This is a genomic window from Methanopyrus sp. SNP6 (genome assembly GCF_002201895.1).
In the GTDB taxonomy this organism is placed as follows: Archaea; JAADCQ01; Methanopyri; order Methanopyrales; family Methanopyraceae; genus Methanopyrus.
Genome location: NZ_CP019436.1, coordinates 1,104,901 through 1,123,299, shown reverse-complemented (window position 1 = coordinate 1,123,299; position 18,399 = coordinate 1,104,901). Strand labels below are relative to the sequence as shown.

Sequence of the window (18,399 nt, the reverse complement as noted above, 5' to 3'; positions counted from 1 at the left end):
GGTAATCCTCGTGGAATACCTGGTAATGTACGGTGAAATAGCCGTTAAATCACCATCGGTCCGACGGCACATGGAGCTATTGTTGGCACGGAATTTAAAGGAACAGTCGGGTGGACAGGTGAAACGGTTAGAAGGTCGCCTGCTGGTCACAGACCCGAAGGTACCCGGAGCGATTGGTAAGACCTTCGGTGTGGAACGGTGGACGCGCACGCTCCACGTCGACTCTCACGACCCCGAGGACGTGTTCACGGAGGTGAAGGACGCACTGGACGATCTAAAGGCCAGATCGTTCGCCGTACGGACCCGAAGGGCCACAAGTGACGCACTTTCCTCACGGGAGATGAACGTTGAGCTCGGTGACCTGATCAGGCGGCACACCGGTTGGACCGTGGACCTGGACGAGCCCGATGTTGAAATTCATGTGGAACTGCGGCCCGAAGGGACATTCGTGTACCTGGATTCGTGGGTGAAGGACGGCCCGGGTGGTCTTCCCTACGGCTCTCAGTCCCGCGTTGTATGCCTTGTATCCGGTGGTATCGATAGCCCTGTAGCCGCTTGGTACGCAGCTCGTCGTGGATGTGAGGTGATTTGGCTGCATCTAGACCGGGGTAAGTACGGGTCAGAGGTGGATGCAGTAGAACGGCTCGCTGAGATGTTCTCCGAGTGGTTACCGTCCGACGTGGAGCTTTTGATCGAGGACTTCGAAGATTTCATGGAGAAGTTGGAAGGACTCGAAGGTGAATCGGCCCGATACCGATGCGTACTGTGCAAGCGAGAGATGATACGCAGAGCGTGTGACGTGTGCGAAAACGTCGGAGCCGTGGCCGTGGTTATGGGAGATGTCGTCGGGCAGGTGGCGAGCCAAATTCCGGATAACCTGTCGGTAATCGACCGCGTGGCACGGTTCCCGGTCTTCCGCCCGCTGTTGGGTTTCGATAAGAACGAGGTGCAACGCCTCTCGGAACGGTTGGGGTTTTTCGAGGTATCTAAAGAGCATCGCCCGTGTCCGCTGGCACCGCGTAACCCCGTGAAATCAGCGGATCCGGGGAAGGTGCTTAAGTTAGAGGAGGGACTGGGTGTGCTCCACCGCGGCCTGCGGGGTTCCGGCGTTGCCGGGTCGGAAGAGTATCGATGAGATTAACCACCGGATCGAGCGTGGAGAGGTTTGTGTGGTGACCGCGGAGGAGATGGTGGAGATCGTCGAAGATATCGGGCCCGAACGTGCCGCTAAAGAGGTAGATGTGGTCACGTGCGCCACCTTCGGACCCATGTGCAGCTCGGGCGTGTTCCTGAACTTCGGGCACTCGGACCCCCCTATCAAGATGAGGCGGGTCTGGTTGAACGGAGTGGAAGCCTACACAGGCATCGCCGCGGTGGACGCTTATCTGGGCGCTACCCAGCCTAGCGAGGATCGTGGTATCAAGTACGGAGGGGCACACGTTATCCACGAGCTGGCGTCCGGTGAAGAAGTCGTGTTGCGGGCGGAGGGGTTCGTTACCGACTGTTACCCGAGGGAATCCGTCGAAACGCTGATCACGATCGATGACATCAACCAGGCAGTGATAGTCAATCCGAGGAATTCCTATCAGAGGTACGTCGCGGCGACGAACTCCTCAGAGGAGACTCTGTACACTTACATGGGCAAGTTGCTCCCCGAGTACGGGAACGTCACATACTGCGGCGCGGGTCAGTTGAATCCGCTCGCGAACGATCCCGAGTTTCGAACTATCGGAATAGGTACGCGAATATGGCTCGCCGGGTCTCACGGGTACATCATAGGGGAAGGCACGCAACACGATCCGTCCAGCGGTATGGCGACGCTGATGGTGAAAGGTGATCTGAAGGAAGCTGATCCCAAGTATCTACGTCCTGTTGTGTTGGAGAAGTACGGTGTGAGCCTAGCGGTCGGCATCGGGGTCCCCATCCCAGTACTCGATGAACGGGTAGCGGCCTCAACGGGCGTGAGTGACGCCGATATCGAGGTACCGATCGTCGATTACGGGGTACCGTCCCGGGATCGGCCAGTGGTGAAGAGGGTAACCTACGAGGAACTTAGATCCGGGAGAGTGGAGATCGAAGGGAAGACTGTGAGAACGGGGGCACTGTCCAGTTACAAAACAGCCCTCGAGATCGCGGAACGTCTAAAGGAAGAGATCGAAGAGGGAGAGTTCACGCTGACTCGGCCCGCGGAGCCACTGCCTAGAGAGAGCGATTTCAAACCAATGCCGTACCGACCTCCTTCCCTCCCCCGCGTCGAGAACATCATGACGGAGGACGTTGTGACGGCGTCACCGGACGAGAGTATCGAAGACGTCGCTCGGAAGTTGATAGAGAAGGAGATCAACCATATCCCGGTGGTCGACGAGGATGGGAGGATCGTAGGTATCGTGACGTCCTGGGACATCGCGGCGGCCGTAGCGGAGGGGAAGAAGAGGCTCAAGGACATCATGACCGAGGATGTAATCACGATCGAGCTCCACGAATCCGTAGACGAGGCATTAAAGCGCATGGACGAGCACAATATTTCGTGCTTGCCCGTTGTGGACAAGGGGGACAGAGTTGTGGGGATAGTAACCAGGACCGACATCACAGAGGTCCTAAGGAGACGGGGGCAGACACCGTCGAACGGCTCCTCGCGGACAACGTCCTCCACCATCGGAACGTCACACGATGAGGGCCTTCGATTACCGGGCAAACCCTCGAAAAAGCGACATGATTCAGGAAACGTCTAGCGACAGGCAGTCTCAAGACGGTGGAAATGCTCACCATAATCGGGTTCGGCGCAGAATCCACGCGTTAACGCTCGAAACCCTTCCTAGGAGTTTCGGAGTCTTAGGGGCGTCCACTCAATCGTGGGTAGAAGTTCCGAGTCCCCGGAGTGGCTTACAGTGACTCGATAGGCCAGTACCCACGTCGACATTACCGACGAAAGTGCGTGGATACTGCGAAGAGCGGTTCGAGCGGTCCAAAATCATCACACCGTCGACGCGGCAAGTCTCCCAGTCGGATACGGATCCTAACAATGCTCCACCTCGTACGCGTTTACTGGTGAAGGCGCGCCGCGAGAGTGCGCTATCCCCATCTACTACCGAGTAGTGAGAGTCAGCCCGGTACCGAGCACTTCATCGTACCCTCGTGCACTTTAGAGGTACGTCGACTCTGGAAGGTGGTGTCTACCGGTTGAAAGACCTGTTGAGGGAGTCTATCGCCGTCCTCGCTCACCTCCTTTTTGGACGACACGGAGAGCGCCTGAGGGACACATCTCCGTACATGACCCGCACACAATACACTCCTCATCGTCGAGTTCGATCTCGATCCCTTTGAGCTCGATCGCCCCGGTGGGGCATACTGAGTGGCATGCCGTGCAGTGTAGACACTCGTCTCCGTCGTGTACCAACGTCTTTTCGATCTCCTCGACCTCGATACCGAACTCACGTAGGGTACGCAAGAAGTTCCGTATATGCTCGTCGTCGGCGGCTTGGACCGCGATCTCGGCGGCCACGGTATCCGGCGACACGGACGCGTTGAGTATACTGAGCTTCAGTCCTTCTTCAACCACCCCGGATAGAGCTTGGACCACGTCACCCGTGGCCTTGATCCTTACGATCTTCTTTCTCGTTCTTTTGGCCAACGTTGATCACCCGCTAAGGTCTTCACTCGGCCAAGCGGCCCCTCTTCATCGAAGTCTCAGCCTGTAGTGCTGTCGTCATCGGGGAGGATCGTGGATGGAGCCTGGATTCGAACTAAAAGACGTTTTCATGGGAAGTCCGAGAAAGCGAGGTCTCAGGCCGGGACGTCACGCTTTTAGGGTAACTTTCCGGCGGAACCCAGTGTACCTTGAGTACAGGGCCCGTTGTGAGGATCCCGTTGGCGACGTTAGCGAGTTATTGACGGAACACTACGACACACCGGGTAACCTTTTCGACCGTCTACAGATGTCCTCGTTGGACTTGGTAGTCCCGGCCAGACCTTACGTAGTCCGAGGTGGTCGCCCGTTCGCGGAACCGGAACACTGCGACGTTGGATTCGCCACGAGGGGCAGAGTCTTGTTAGCGCTCGTCCGGGCGGTGATAGAGGCTCGACGAGGTTCCGAAGACGCCGTTCACGCCGCCGCGACGTTCGCCTGCGCCCCACTCCTTCAGTGTACGGGATACCAGGGGGACGAATGGGATTGCGTCGATGAGTTAGCTCCGGTGCTAAACGCCCCGGATTCTCGAGAATTGAGCCATCGTGATAGGAATATCGTGGAGTTCGCGGATCGCGCGTCGCTCGGGGAGAGGTTCGCACGAACTAGGGCACCGAGTGTAGACCTCTACCTGGTCGAGGCGATCGGTGAGGTAGAGCCGGTGGCCGCGGAGTTCACGGACTGCGTCGAACTGTCGCTCTACCGATCGGACTCGTGTTTTCTGGGTCTGCTCGTAGAGACTCCGGAAGGTGTTCTCCCGATTGATCCGGAGGAATTGATGGAAACTCCCAAGGATTGGAGCGTCTACGTCTCCGTCCGCGGTCCTATTAACCCTGCTGAAAACCCGGATCCGATGCTCGATCGACACGAGATGGTCAGACTGGGTGAAGAGAGTGGTGAACCGGAGAGGCTCGAGTCGGACGTCTGGGCGGGTGTTTACCGGTGGGAGGGATGGTGGAGGGGACGCCGCTTCCGACCTCTTCGTAATGTTCCGATGTCGATGGCGCGACTCGTGTGGTTCACGCGGAGGCTCGATCTAGGAATGGTCCCCGAAACTCTGACCGAGGAGTTCGAAGTCGATGTCGAAGCCCCGACACCGTGGGAGGTGTGGATCGAAGGGGACTTGCCGGAGGCTTTCGAAGCAGGTTGTTCGGTCGCCATCGCTACGGGTTTGATCATGAACCTGAACGTACCAGTTGAGTCATCGGACCCGACGTCTGTGCTTCACGCCGTGGAGGATCTAGAGGAGATCACCGGAGCACGACCGATCCGTGAGGCACTTAGGAGGCTCGAGACCGGGATTTCCGTCGGTGCGAGACCCGTTCGTGGTGTCGAGGTGAGGTCGGACGACATCGTCTTGACACTGAGCTGGGAGGACGCCGTTCACCTACCGTGGTGGGTGACTTCCCTTTCCAAGATCGGCGAAGATGTCGCGGAGAAGCTGGTGGAACGACCGGAACTCATCCGGGACCCCGAGTTCGTCCGGGAGTACGTACGCACGTCGCTGGCCTCGGAGCGCCAGGCGTTCAAAGTATTCCGCGAATTGGTTGAAGGACGGAGTCCCGATTTCGCTTCTTCCTTACTGAGGTTCGCCGCTTCCGATCCTGAGATGAGTTTCGAGGTATTGGATTGGTTCCGGCACGTCTTGGGAGGACCGTAACCATGACCCGTGTTTTTTCTTAACGGAAAAGCTTGTGAAGTTCAATCCGCCCGTACGTTCAACACCACCTATCTACGTCGCGCCTACGTCCGGTCGTGGGCGAAGGGGGCTTACAGGAGGTTCCCAAGGCCGTTACGGGGGGAGGGGTTGACTGGGATTCCAGAGGAAGTCCTTGAGGAACCACTCAGAGTCACTCGTAACGCCAACATACTACCGACTCCGGAAGTCGTCTCGAAGATCTTCCAGGATAAGTGGCAAAAACGCCACTTCCTTAAGCACGTACTTGATAGTAAGACGGCTCAGGCGCACTTGGAAGGGTACATCCACATCCACGACCTTGACTACGCGCTAACCAGATCGAACTGCTGTCAGCACGACTGCCGATGGGTATTGAAGTACGGTTTATACGCCCAGAACCCGATCGGCAGGCTGACTTGCGTGAGTAAGCCCGCTAAGCACTCGGAGGTTGCAGTGCTCCACATCCTGAAATGGCTGATGACTTCTCAGAACTTCTTTGCAGGCGGTCAGGGACAGGATTTCGTTAACTTCCTAGTAGCCCCTTACATCGCTGAAGAGGGACTATCCTACGAAGAAGTACGACAACTCGCCCAGATCATGATGTTCGAAGCCACCCAGGACTTAGTGGCCCGAGGAGGACAACCCGCCTTCACGAACGTGAACCTGGAACTCTCGTGTCCGGACTTCTTAGAGGACGAGCCCGCCGTCGGTCCTGGTGGGAAGATCGTGGGTACTTACGGCGATTTCGAGGAAGAAGCCATTATGTTCGCTAGAGCCCTCCTGGACGTGCAGCTGGAGGGCGACGCTGCGGGAGCTCCGCTTAAGTTCCCGCAGATAATCGTGAAGGTCCGACCAGGCTATGATAGGGAGACACTAGAGCTCGCCTTCGAGGTCGCGGCCGAGAATGGGGCCGTGTACTTCGCCAACATGCTCAATAGGGACTGGCGAAAGCTCGTGGGTGAGAACGTGAACTACATGGGATGCAGGACGTGTCTCGCCACCAACTGGACCGGAGACTGGAAGATCGACACCATCCGCACCGGTAACTTCGAGTACATCACTCTGAACTTACCACTCTTAGCCCATGAATCACGCGATGAGGACGAGTTCCTGGAGAAAATCAGCGACTACTGCGAGATAGCTAGAGAGGCCCTCCTGGCGCGGTGGAGATGCGTCAAGAAGTGCCTGGAGGCAGGACTGTACGACGGATGCCAGCGTTGGAAGCCGGATGGGGAGTACTACTTCCGGTACGAGCACACGACGTGGAGCCTCGGGTTCGTCGGGCTGGCCGAAGCGATCGAGGTCCTCACGGGGTACGGCTTCTGGGAAGATCACTCTGCGATGCGTCTGGCCGAGCGGGTGCTGGAGGAGCTGAACGACGTGCGAGAGGAGTTTCACGAGCGGGATGGACGCAGGTGGTCTGTCGTACAGTCACCTGCCGAATCGGCCGCCGAACGCCTTGCCAGGAAGTATCTGGAGAAGTACCCGGACGCGAGGGTACGTGGTACAGAGCGCCGTCCCTACCTCACGAATTCGTGTCATGTGCCGTACGACGAGGATGTAAACGTCGTCGAGCGGGCCGAGATCGAGGCGAGGTTCCATCCCATGACCTTAGGAGGCCACATCACCCACTTCTGGCTCGGGGAGCGGACGGACCCGAAGAGCCTCATGAAGCTGACCGTGCGCGTGCTCCGTCGGAACACGATAGGATTCCTCGCGATCACCAGGGATTACAGCGTGTGCGACCGGTGCCAGCGTACCTACGAGGGAGTGGTCGAACAGTGTCCAGAGTGCGGCCGTAAGTGCACGATATGGTCAAGGGTTACCGGATACCTGGCGCCAGTAGACTCGTTCGTGGACGGCAAAAAGCAGGAGCATAAGGAGCGCCTGCGTCACGAGCTCTGACTGGCCTCCCTCTCACACCGACATTTGTGCGACTGAAAATTTCGTAGCTCTTGAAGCCTTCCAGAGGATCGGACCCGGCGAATCTCGTACTATCTATATTGGGAAGAAACGCTTCCCACCCGGAAGCCGCATGTGAGCGAGGGCCGCAATTTAAGAGATAGTAAATAGTCGTCCTATACAGTCTCCGCGCCGGCCGCCGGTCGAACCAACTCGCATAAATAGGGAGCGGGGCGAGGAGCAGACCGAGAGCGGAACGGTGGGGGGTCAGGGCGTAAGGACCACCCTCCTCACCGGCCGTCCTCGGTGCCGGGGGTGTTCTTCATCCCCCGGCGAGATCTTCAACGATCTCCACCAGCCGATCTTCGGTTAACCCGTCGGGGTTCCGCCCACCGCCCTGAGCCAGTCGCTCGTCCCCACCGCCGCCGCCTTCGACTAATTTCCCTATTTCACGGATTATCTCACCAGCCGGCGGCGCTGATTCGCCCGAACCCACGACGACCTGACAGGATCCGTTGGATACTATTTTAGCCACCAAGACCAGATCCTCATGCTCCTCGACGAGATCTTCGACTGTACCGGCCACGGAACCGACCTCAACGCCCTCCAGCTTCACGAGAGTGACCTTAAGATCGCCGACACGACGACCCTCCGCCGGCGCTGCACGTAATTTCGCTTCCACCAACTCCCTCTCCAAGCGCCCAATCCGCTTCCTCTGCTCCTTCCACTCCTCGAAAAACCTCTTCACGGTCTTGGGAAGGTTCTCCGGATTCACCCGGAGTACCTCGCACGTCTCGCGCAACAGGTCTTCGGTCTCCCAAGTGCGTTCCAGGGCCGCCTCGCCGGCGGCGAACTTGATCCTCTCCACGCCGTCTTGGATACGTTCTCGACCCACGATCTTTATCGGACCGATCTCACCGGTGTTGTCGCAGTGCGTACCCGCACATGCCTGTACGTTCCAGCCTTCGATTTCCACAACCCGGATCTCGCGTCCCGGAACCACACCACCCTGGTACAGCTCGAACCCGTACCGCCGCTCCGCCTCGTTCCGGTCCATGAACCGCTTGTTGACGGGTAGGTTCTTCATCACGATCTCGTTGGCGAGACGCTCGATCTCCCGAAGCTCCTCGTCGGAAATCCGCCTGTGGTGGGTTATGTCGAGACGTGCCTCGTCAGTGGATTTGTGGGCACCGGCTTGCCAGACGTGGTCGCCGAGGACGCGTCGGGCGGCCTCGAGGATCACGTGGGTCGCCGTGTGGTTCCTGGTTAGGCGCATCCTGCGCTCGCTATCCACCTCGCACTCGACTTCGGCACCTTCGGGCGGTACGTCCCCGTCGATACGGTGGAAGACCACTCCACGTACCTTCTGGACCTCCCTAACTTCGGCTTCTCCATCCTTCCAGCGCATCATACCGAAGTCTGTCTCCTGACCACCTCCCTCCGGATAGAAGTACGTGCGGTCCAAGACGACCCAAGTGTCGCCGTTCACTTCGAAGGTGCCGATCACCTCTGCCTTGAACTCGAATCGCTTCTCGTCGTCGTAGAAGGCGAGCTCCGTCTCCGGTAGTTCCTCCTCCACTGCGATCCTCTCCAGCTCTTCGAGGCCTTCCTCGACTTCTTCGGGACCTTCGTGTCGCTCGGCTATACGTGAGTAGAAGTCGTCCGGCACTTCGATCTCGACGCCCTCGTCCTCGGCTATCTCGCGCGCCACTTCAGGTGGGATACCGTGGGAGTCGTAAAGCTCGACTAAGTCTTCGAAGGACAGTTTGCCCTTCTCCTCAAGGCGCTTCCTGACCTCCCTCCTCCCGCGTTTTAACGCCCGGATGTAGCGGTCGATCTCACATTCCAAGGCATCTCTGATGTATTCCTCACGTTCCGCGAGCTCCGGGTACGTACCGCGTAGGTCCTCGAGGACCCTCTCGACGACCTCCAGCAAGTACTCACGCTCGGCGTTCAGACCGTCCAGCAGGCGAAGTACCCTACGGATCACGAGCCGAGCCAGATAGCCCTCGCCGGCGTTGGACGGGACGACACCGTCACCTAGCATGAACGTGAGACATCTGGCGTGGTCCAGGATCCCGTACAAGAACTCGACCGGCTCGGCGACCCGTACCAACTCGTTTACGTCCAGGTCCAGTCTCCGTGCCACGCGCTCCCGCAAGACCCGCAGGTCGGACTCAGTCTCGACGTCCATCAGACCCGCGACCCTGGCCAGCTCACCGAGGATCTCACGGGCCTCCCCGTCGATCTCCACACCGAGGTCGTGAGCAGTGGCGTTCACGAGGTCTCCGAAGACAGCGTCGTACGCCGTTGGTTCTCCGGTAGTTATCCACGCGTACCGCTCGATACCGTACCCGGTGTCGACAATCTTCTGAGGTAGTTCCCTGTACTTCCCTCCCACCTGTTCGTACTGCATGAACACAAGCGTCGCGAGTTCGAGTCCGTCGACTACCACCTCGAAGCACGGGCCCGCGTTACCGCCGCCCTCCCACCACGACTCCTTGAACGCGATCTTCTCATCTGGGATTCCGAGCTTCTCCACGGTAAACTCGTAGCACAGGCGCACGGTTTCCTCCTTCCAGTAGACGTCCTTCCGGTCGTGAGGGTGGTTGTTGAAGGCGTGATGTCCTCCCATGTGGAAGAGCGTGAAGTGCCGCCCAGTCCTGCCCACGTTGTCGATGTCATTGAGCCGGATACAGGGCTGGTTGATCACTAGGGGGTTGGCGGGCGGAGGGACTTCCCCCGAGGTCACCCAGGGTTGGAAGCAGGCTATCGAGGCGATCGTAAGGTGGATGTCATCCCGCCATCTGGCGGCGACGGGGTAGCGGTCGAGGACTTCGTGGTCGTGCCGTTCGAAAAACCGGAGGAACTCCTCTCCGGCTTCCCACACGTCCAGTTTCACGGACGCCGGTGGGTCACCGATGAATGAATACTCGACGCACGGAGTCTCGTTACACACCTCGGCCTCCGGCGGTCCCCAGAAGTACTCGCCGCACTCGGGACAACGCTTGCGCTCGAACCCGATCTCCTCGAAGAACTCCAGCTCGAACTCCGAGGGATCAACCTTCATCCTCTTCACCCCGAAACGACCACGGCGATGCGGATCGTCCTGCCCTCTACTTCCCACTCGCGCTCCAGATCGACTTCTTCGGGCCAGTCCTCGTTCACGTGGAGCTTGTCCGCTCGCGTCTCACCGCGCACGTACTCCGAGTGCTCTTCCACGGCCTCTGCGATCTCCTCGTCCGTTTCTATCCATATCTTGATCCTCTCCTCCAGGTCTAAGTCCAACTCCTTCCTCATCTCCTGGATGCGACGAACGACCTCTCTGGCCCAGGCCTCGGACTTCAACTCCTCATCTAGTTCGACGAAGACGTACACCCGGCCGCCCTCGAACTCCTCGGCCTCCCAGCCCTCGGGCAGGTCCTCGGTCACCTTAACGTGCTCTTCCGTCAGGACGACCTCTTCACCGTCTAGTTCCACCCTGTACTCTCCCTCTTTCAGGATCGACTGTGCTACCTCCACCGCACGGTCCTTAACGTGCTTGATCACGCTGCCCGCCAGCGATCTGAACTCGGGACCGATCTTATCGGGCTTCGGCTCGGCCACGGGTACCTTCTCCGGGAACTCCTCCACGAGTTCGATCTCCTTGACGTTCGCTACGCGAGCTAGCACGTCCTTGAGATCCTCTAGCCGCTTCGGGTCCTCGACTTCTACAAACAGGCGACGTAGTGGCCAGCGCGTCTTGACCCCAGCACGCTGCCGGACCGAAAGGGCTGCCTCCGCAGCCCTCCGGACGAGCTCCATGGCCTTTTCCAGCTTCTCATCGACCCATCGGTCATCTACTCCGGGCCAGTCCGTGAGGTGAACGCTCTCGGGATCGTCGTCCGTACGGACGTAGTCCAAATATATCTGCTCGGCGACGTGTGGCACGATAGGCGCCAGCAGCCTAACCAACCGATCGAACGTGTAGTGAAGCACCGCGTAGACCGAGAGTTTCTCGGGATCATCGCCCTCTAGCCACACGCGCTCCCTGACCAGCCGGATGTACCACCTGCTGAGGTCTTCCGTGACGAAGCGGTACAGCGCACGGGCCGCCTCGTGGACGTGGTACCGCTCGAACGCGTCGGTGACTTCCTCCACCAGCGAGTTGATCCGGGAGAGCAGCCACCGATCCTCGGGCTTGAGGTGTTCCTCCATACCCTCCAGTGGGTGCTCCTCGGGGTCGAATTCGTCCAGTTCCGAGTACATCTTCGCGAACCGGTACGCGTTCCACAAGACGTTGAGCGCCCGGTGGGTGTCACGCACGTCCTGCCAGCTGAAGTGCATATCCCGCCAGGGTGCGTTGGAGCGCAAGACATACCAGCGTAGGGTATCGGCGCAGTACTTCTCGACGATATCCATCGGGTCGACGACGTTACCTAGGGACTTACTCATCTTCCGCCCCTCCTCGTCGAGTGTGAATCCGTGCATGAGCACGGTCCTGTACGGACACGTATCGAAAGTGATGATGCCACAACCGAGCTGCGAGTAGAACCACCCGCGGGTCTGGTCGTGACCTTCGGTGATGAAGTCCGCGCTCGCCTCCGGGTCGTCGGGGTCACAGCGTCCCTCCTTGAGGAACCACCTCTCGAACTCGTCCTCGCGACGTGGGTACCCGAGCGAGGCCCACGCGGCGACTCCCGAGTCCACCCAAACGTCGAGCACGTCCGGCACGCGCCTCATGTAGGAGCCGCACTCCGGACACTTCAGGACCACCTCGTCGACCCAGGGTCTGTGCAGGTCAGGTTCACCGGGTGGGAGAGTGACTGCCTTCGCCTCGAGCTCGCTCAGCGAGCCGATCACTTCAAGATGACCACACTCTCCGCACTCCCAGACCGGAAGCGGGATACCCCAGTACCGCTGACGTGAGATACACCAGTCCCGGGCGTTCTCGACCCATCTCTTAAACCTAGATTGACCAGCCCACTCCGGGATCCATTCCACCTGATCTATCCACTCAAGCATCTCGTCCTTCACCTCAGTGACTTTGAGGAACCACTGCTCGGTGGCTCGGTAGATGATTGGAGTCTTACACCGCCAACAGTGACCGTATCGATGTTCTACGGTGTCCTCATGCGCGAGGAGCCCCTTCTCACGTAGATTCTCGACGATCTTCTCGTTGGCGTCGCGCACGTAGAGTCCCTCGTACTCACCGCCGTCCTCAGTGAACGTCCCGTCCTCGGCAACCGGACAGTGCGGAGACAAGCCGACCTCGCGGCCAAGCTCGAAGTCCTCCTCACCGTGACCGGGCGCTACGTGGACACATCCCGTACCCTCATCCATCGTGACCCACTCGGCTGTGTACACGCGGTGGACACGGTCGTCCTCCTCGTGCAGCTCTCGCAGCTTGGGTACCTCCTCCCACAGCGGCGGGCGGTACCGGAGACCCTCAAGCGCCTCTCCCGGGAACGAGTCCACGATCTCGTACGAGTCCGTCACGACGGACAGCACGACCTTGAGCTTGTCAGCGACGATCAGGTGCCACTCCTCGCCGTCCACCTCGGCGCGCGCGAGGACGTACTCTTCCTGCGGATGTACGGCGACGGCTAGGTTCGCAGGTAAAGTCCACGGAGTCGTCGTCCAGATCAGTAGGGCGGCTTTCTCGGGTAGGTCGACCTCGGCGTCGGAGTCGTCCTCGATTGGGAAGATCACGAAGATTGAAGTATCTTCGACCTCTTTGTACTCTACCTCGTGATCCGCCAGGGCGGTCTCACACCGCGGGCACCAGTTGACGATCCTCACGTCCCGGGTGAGGAGACCGCGCTCGTGGGCGCGCTTGAGCGTGTACCATGCACCTTCGATGTACTCGTTGTCCAGGGTCATGTATGGGTTGTCCCAGTCCATCAGGACTCCCAGACGCTTGAACTGTTCCGTCATGATCTCAACGTGCTTCAGGGCGAATTCCTTGCACTTTTCCACAAACTTGTCGACACCGACTTTCTCCTCGATGTCTTTCTTGCACTCGACTTCGTCCGAAAGGACTTCCTGCTCGACCTTCACCTCGATCGGGAGACCGTGACAATCCCAACCGGGCTGCAGTCGGACCCGGTATCCGCACATCAGCTTATACCTGTTCACGGCATCCTTGATGATCTTGTTCCAAGCTGTACCGAGGTGGATCGAGCCGCTAGCGTAAGGTGGACCGTCTAGGAAGTAAAAGAGAGGTCCGTCGCGGTTCTTCTCCATGACCTTCGAGAGTAGGTCCATCTCTTCCCATCTCCGCTGAATTTCGCGCTCCAGTTCCTCACTGAGAGCTTCGACCATCTCCCTCAGCCCCCGCGACCTCCGAGGATCCCGCCGCGTACCCCTTGATTACGTCTGTCCCGATGCGCTCAGGATTAAACTCCGCGGGGTGACCAGGACCGACCGGGGCGGACGTTTGAAGGGCTACGATCTCCTCAAGCTCATGGACCGGGCGAACCGGTTGACCAGGGAGAGGTTCGGCACGGTGGTCTCCTACTCGAAGAACGTGTTCGTGCCGCTCACCCGGTTATGTCGGAATCGGTGCTCTTACTGCACCTTCCGTCGGGAACCGGAGGACGTGAAATCGCCGTATCTATCCCCGAAAGAGGTCTTCGAAATCGTGGAGAAGGGTAAGGAAGCCGGTTGTAAGGAGGTGCTTTTCACCTTCGGAGAGCGCCCTGAAGAGAGGTACGACGAGGCCCTAGAATGGTTGGAGGAGCACGGGTATTCAAGCACAGTCGAGTACCTCGTCGATCTCTGCCGTAGATGCGTAGAGGAGTACAATATGCTGCCGCACAGCAATCCCGGCGTGATCACGAAGAGGGAGATGCGGAAGCTGCGTCGTTGGAACGCTAGTATGGGCCTCATGATGGAGATACTATCGGACCGGTTGTGTGAAGAAGGCGGTCCTCACGAGCACTCCCCCGGAAAGCACCCCGAGGAGCGTCTGAAGGTGCTTAAATACGCCGGAGAGTTGAAAGTACCTTTCACCACCGGGATACTGATCGGCATCGGCGAGACGTGGGAGGAACGCGTGAAGACTTTGGAGGAGATCCAGAAGATGCACAAGCGGTACGGTCACGTTCAGGAGGTAATAGTTCAGAACTTCAGGACGAAACCTGGAATCCAGATGGAGGATCACCCAGAACCTACACCCGCTGACTTACTACGGACTGTCGCAACGGCGCGACTGACGCTGCCAGACGTCCCGGTCCAGGTACCCCCGAATCTGAACCCTGAGACTGGTCAGCTCGCGCTGTTGGCGGGCGCGAACGACTGGGGAGGAGTTTCCCCAGTGACAAAGGATTACGTGAACCCTGAAGCCCCATGGCCCGAGATCGAGGAGCTGAAAAGACTGACTGAAGGTGTCGATCTCAGGTTAAGGGAGCGGCTCCCGATATACCCGGAGTACGTTCGTCGGGGCTGGTACCATGCCAACATCTCAGAAGTCATCGAGCGTCTCTCGGATGATGAGGGGTTCGCCCGATGAAGTCAGCGTCGACGAGCTAGTGAACACTGCCGTAGCCGGTGGCATCGACGAGGGAACTGCGTTGGACATCTTGCAGGGCAAGCTGGACTCATACAAGGTGATGCGGGCTGCACACGAGGCCCGACTTAAGATCGCCGGTGAGCATGTCACGTTCGTGGTGAACAGGAACATCAACTTCACCAACGTATGCATTAACAGGTGCCGATTCTGTGCGTTCCGGAGGGATCCGGACGACCCAGATGCTTACCGTATGACTCCGGAAGAGGTGGGTGAGCGGGCAGCGGAAGCCCGTGACGCTGGAGCTACGGAAGTGTGTCTTCAGGGCGGGCTGCATCCCGAGGCGACGTTTGAGTACTATTTGGAAATGTTGGACGAGATCAAATCGCAAGCCCAGGATATCCACGTGCACGGTTACTCACCGATGGAAGTGAAGTACTGCGCCAAGCTGGCTGGAGAGGACATCGAAGACGTACTGCGGGAGCTTAAGCGAGCCGGTCTCGATTCGATGCCCGGAACGGCCGCGGAGATATTCTCTTCGGAGGTAAGGAAGCGGCTATGTCCTGATAAGTTGGAAGCCGACGAGTGGGAACACATCATCAGGACCGCACACGAGCTTGGTATTCCCACTACCTGTACCATGATGTACGGTCACATCGATTCACCTAGGGACTGGATCGACCACATGAAGCGGCTCCGAAGAATCCAAGAGGACACTGGGGGTTTCACGGAGTTCGTGCCGCTCTCTTTCGTACATTCGAACGCACCGATTTACCGACGGGGAGGGGCGCGACCCGGAGTATCTGGCATGACGGACGTACTCGTGCACGCAGTGGCCCGATTGTACTTCGGACCGTTGATCCCGAACATACAGGCTTCTTGGGTAAAGCTCGGGGTAAAGTTGGCTCAGATGACGCTACACGCCGGGGCGAACGATCTAGGTGGTACTCTCATGGAAGAGAACATCTCCCGTGAGGCGGGGGCTAAGGAAACGGAGAGCTTAGAGCCAGAGGAGATCGTGGAAATAATTCGGGAGGCCGGCTTCACTCCAGTACAGCGCACAACCCTTTACGAGCCCGTGAAGGTGTATTGAAGTATCGCTTCCCTCTCCACATCTCACTCTCACTGTCACAAACGGTGGGTCACGGACAATGGCGCGAATCGAGGCGTTCGTCGAGTTCTTGAACGGGTTCCTAAAGACCGCACCAGGGAAGAAACTACTGAAACTTGGTACCAAGTGGTGTGACTCGTGCGAGAACTTACGTGTCAAGGTAGCGCTGGATGTCGCCTACGGAGGACGCGAGGACGCTTGCCGAAAGTGCCGTATGCTAGCCAAATTGGTGAAAACAGCGGTCGAAGGATGTGCTAAAGCCTTAGGCGTGAATCGGGAGACGTTACGCGAGTGTCTCGCGCAGGATCCGTACCGGCGAGGTATCGCCGTTACTCTGCTTGGAATTCACGAATACGGCGTTCGAAAGCCGTTCGTTCCAGCCGCCCCATACCTAGTAGTGTGGGATGTAACTGGACTATGTAACCTCAAGTGTAAACACTGCTACTCGAGCGCTGGCGAACCGGCACCAGGAGAACTCGACACCGAACGCGCGCTGGAGGTCATAGAGAGGCTCTCTGAGTGGAATGTTCCAGCATTGGCTTTCTCCGGTGGAGAACCGCTGATGCGTGGCGACTTCTTCGAGCTCGCCGAAGCCTCGGCTGACGAGGGGATGTTCACCGCGCTGGCCACGAACGGGACGCTCATCGATCGAGAGGTAGCGGAGCGGCTGGAGGCTGCAGGTGTTGAGTACGTAGAAATCAGCGTCGACGGCGCCAATCCGGGTACACATGACCGTTTCCGTGGTGTCAAAGGAGCATGGGAAAGGGCCCTGGAAGGTGTCAAAAATTGCGCTGAAACCGACGTAATCACAGTCATAGCGTTCACAGTGCATCGCAACAACGTGGACGAGCTGCCTGAAATGCTGGACCTAGCCGAAGAGTTGGGTGCCGACGGTGTCGCGGTGTTCAACTTCATCCCCACAGGCCATGGTAGATTCCGCCCGGATCTTGATCTCAGCCCGGAGGACAGGGAACGTGTCCTCAAGACCCTAATCCAAGAGGCCACGGAGAGGGACATCATGATTTACTCCACAGCACCTCAGATGGCCCGGGTCAGTCTGCAAATGTCCGAGGAAGGTACATCCGAGGTTGTGTACGGAACGCATTTTTACGGCGGGAGTGGTGGATTCTCCTCCCTGGTGGAGTTCTTGGGTGGATGCGGAGCGGGCCGATGTCTATTAGCTATTCGACCGAATGGAGACGTCCAACCGTGTGTGTTCTTACCCGTCAAAATCGGCAACATACTAAGGGATGACAGGGAAGAACTCTGGAATGACGACATATTGTGGAAATGTCGAAACCGCGACGATCTCCACGGTCCTTGTGGGGAATGTGAGTACCGGTACGTCTGCGGGGGATGTAGGGCCAGAGTCTACGCGTACGAGGGTAGCGTAAATGACTCGGATCCCGGATGCCAACTCGCCCAGAGGCGAAGCTGAGACATGTACCGCTTACCAGCCGTTTACTATAATGAATTCGCGATATTAGACCGAATTCGGGCGTGCGAGCTTGAGTTAAAAATAGTCCAGTGTTGTGTCGAGGCACCTTCATTATCGCGTGATCGATAGGTTTGATCGAGGAAAGCTGCACGACGAGTTTAGGCGTATCCTAGAAACTAAACCGACGGTGCACACTGACGTGTTAGAATCGAACCGATCGCCGAACTACCACATTCAGCTCCCCGAAAACTCATCATTTACTCAGAACGGTCCGCGGTCATCATCCGGTAACTGCGGCGATTACTCGAGTCAAGCTACGATGGACCCGATCTTTGACTACCGTCTCGACGTGAAGGCTTCCGGAAATTTCTCTCCAAACCTCTTTCGGAACTGATAAAGCCACCTTACCTTCCACGACCTCGAAGAGCGCCTCCAGCGTCTCAAGTACTAACCTGTCTACAGGCCCACCTTCTACGTACGATCCCCGACCGTAGGGAGGATCTACGGCAGCCGCCTGCACACCCTCATTGAGGATATCGTCTACGTTTTCGGCCCGTCCAACGTGGAGCTCATACTCGGTGATGCCATAATGCTCCAAGTTCCGTTCCGCTCTCTCCACCAGGTCAACTCTGACATCCACACCCACCGGTATGCACCCGATAAGTCCAGCTTCTATTAGGATCCCTCCTACATTGCACATGGGGTCCAAAAAGCGCTCACCACGGCGTCCTTCAGCCAAGTTCACCAAGGTACGGGCTAAGAACGGTTCGGTAGAGTCGGGCATAAATTCAGGCCTTTTATGTGGCTTACGGTGGGAAAGCTTCTCACGACGTGCTATCATATCGGCAGGGACTTCCTCTCCCCCTATCTTCAGTTTCGAAGGGCCGTGGCCAATTTCGTAAACCGCGTGGGTTCTGGCGAGACGACGTACCACGCGCTCGGCATCTCTCCTCGAAATTCCCTCAACTAGAGCCACTCTACCCTCACGTTCGATCCTGTAGGATCCAACTTCCGCATTGAGCGCCCCTTTCAGTTCCGATAGCGCTAAATCGACGTTATCCCCGGCGAGTAGGAACGCGAACAAGGGGGGTCCCCC

11 protein-coding genes are annotated in these 18,399 nt (G+C 58.2%); 7 read left to right on the top strand and 4 right to left on the bottom strand.

From position 1 onward, the window contains the following. The first annotated feature begins 10 nt into the window (after positions 1–10). A complete protein-coding gene (locus tag BW921_RS06230; RefSeq protein ID WP_148689019.1) occupies positions 11–1,135 on the top strand; it encodes a tRNA sulfurtransferase in 1,125 nt (374 codons plus the stop codon). Then, positions 1,110–2,732 (top strand): homocysteine biosynthesis protein, encoded by a 1,623-nt coding sequence (locus BW921_RS06225; RefSeq protein ID WP_236953731.1) that lies wholly within the window; start codon positions 1,110–1,112, stop codon positions 2,730–2,732. The genes BW921_RS06230 and BW921_RS06225 overlap by 26 nt, the downstream gene beginning before the upstream one ends. A 470-nt stretch (positions 2,733–3,202) precedes the next feature. Here the strand turns inward: BW921_RS06225 and BW921_RS06220 are convergent, their stop codons facing one another. Beyond that, positions 3,203–3,631 (bottom strand): 4Fe-4S dicluster domain-containing protein, encoded by a 429-nt coding sequence (locus BW921_RS06220; protein WP_088336033.1) that lies wholly within the window; start codon positions 3,629–3,631, stop codon positions 3,203–3,205. 94 nt (positions 3,632–3,725) lie between these two features. Between BW921_RS06220 and BW921_RS06215 the strand changes: the two genes are divergently transcribed. Together BW921_RS06215 and nrdD are read left to right on the top strand one after the other, a co-directional pair. Further along, entirely contained in the window at positions 3,726–5,345 is a 1,620-nt protein-coding gene (locus tag BW921_RS06215; RefSeq protein WP_168168813.1) for a hypothetical protein, read from the top strand. A gap of 147 nt (positions 5,346–5,492) precedes the next feature. Further along, complete coding sequence (gene nrdD, locus BW921_RS06210; RefSeq protein ID WP_168168812.1) at positions 5,493–7,268, top strand: anaerobic ribonucleoside-triphosphate reductase; 1,776 nt, start codon at positions 5,493–5,495, stop codon at positions 7,266–7,268. Between the two features lie 319 nt (positions 7,269–7,587). On the opposite strand, the gene alaS is transcribed toward nrdD, so the two are convergent. Both alaS and ileS read right to left on the bottom strand, forming a co-directional pair. After that, positions 7,588–10,335: an alanine--tRNA ligase gene (gene alaS / locus BW921_RS06205; protein WP_148689016.1), complete on the bottom strand. Its 2,748-nt coding sequence runs from the start codon at positions 10,333–10,335 to the stop codon at positions 7,588–7,590. 5 nt (positions 10,336–10,340) lie between these two features. Then, positions 10,341–13,568 (bottom strand): isoleucine--tRNA ligase, encoded by a 3,228-nt coding sequence (gene ileS, locus BW921_RS06200; RefSeq protein WP_148689015.1) that lies wholly within the window; start codon positions 13,566–13,568, stop codon positions 10,341–10,343. A 115-nt stretch (positions 13,569–13,683) separates the two neighbouring features. Here ileS and cofG point away from each other — a divergent pair, with 115 nt between their 5' ends. From cofG to BW921_RS06185, 3 genes are read left to right on the top strand one after another with little or no spacing between them, the layout of a single operon-like run. Beyond that, positions 13,684–14,757, top strand: coding sequence for a 7,8-didemethyl-8-hydroxy-5-deazariboflavin synthase CofG (gene cofG, locus BW921_RS06195; RefSeq protein WP_236953730.1), 1,074 nt, complete (start codon positions 13,684–13,686; stop codon positions 14,755–14,757). Beyond that, complete coding sequence (gene cofH / locus BW921_RS06190) at positions 14,699–15,847, top strand: 5-amino-6-(D-ribitylamino)uracil--L-tyrosine 4-hydroxyphenyl transferase CofH (RefSeq protein ID WP_236953729.1); 1,149 nt, start codon at positions 14,699–14,701, stop codon at positions 15,845–15,847. The genes cofG and cofH overlap by 59 nt, the downstream gene beginning before the upstream one ends. A 58-nt stretch (positions 15,848–15,905) precedes the next feature. Then, positions 15,906–17,303: a radical SAM/SPASM domain-containing protein gene (locus BW921_RS06185; RefSeq protein ID WP_148689014.1), complete on the top strand. Its 1,398-nt coding sequence runs from the start codon at positions 15,906–15,908 to the stop codon at positions 17,301–17,303. A 280-nt stretch (positions 17,304–17,583) separates the two neighbouring features. On the opposite strand, the gene BW921_RS06180 is transcribed toward BW921_RS06185, so the two are convergent. Beyond that, the gene (locus BW921_RS06180) at positions 17,584–18,387 is read right to left on the bottom strand and encodes a TRM11 family methyltransferase (protein WP_168168811.1); all 804 of its coding nucleotides are present in this window, start codon (positions 18,385–18,387) and stop codon (positions 17,584–17,586) included. Positions 18,388–18,399 lie beyond the last annotated feature (12 nt).

Bases quoted from the DNA above. Each gene is read 5' to 3' on its own strand.
- BW921_RS06215 (WP_168168813.1), top strand. From the start codon at position 3,726: ATGGAGCCTGGATTCGAACTAAAAGACGTTTTCATGGGAAGTCCGAGA.
- alaS (WP_148689016.1), bottom strand. From the start codon at position 10,335: ATGAAGGTTGATCCCTCGGAGTTCGAGCTGGAGTTCTTCGAGGAGATC.
- ileS (WP_148689015.1), bottom strand. From the start codon at position 13,568: ATGGTCGAAGCTCTCAGTGAGGAACTGGAGCGCGAAATTCAGCGGAGA.
- cofH (WP_236953729.1), top strand. From the start codon at position 14,699: ATGCCAACATCTCAGAAGTCATCGAGCGTCTCTCGGATGATGAGGGGT.
- BW921_RS06185 (WP_148689014.1), top strand. From the start codon at position 15,906: ATGGCGCGAATCGAGGCGTTCGTCGAGTTCTTGAACGGGTTCCTAAAG.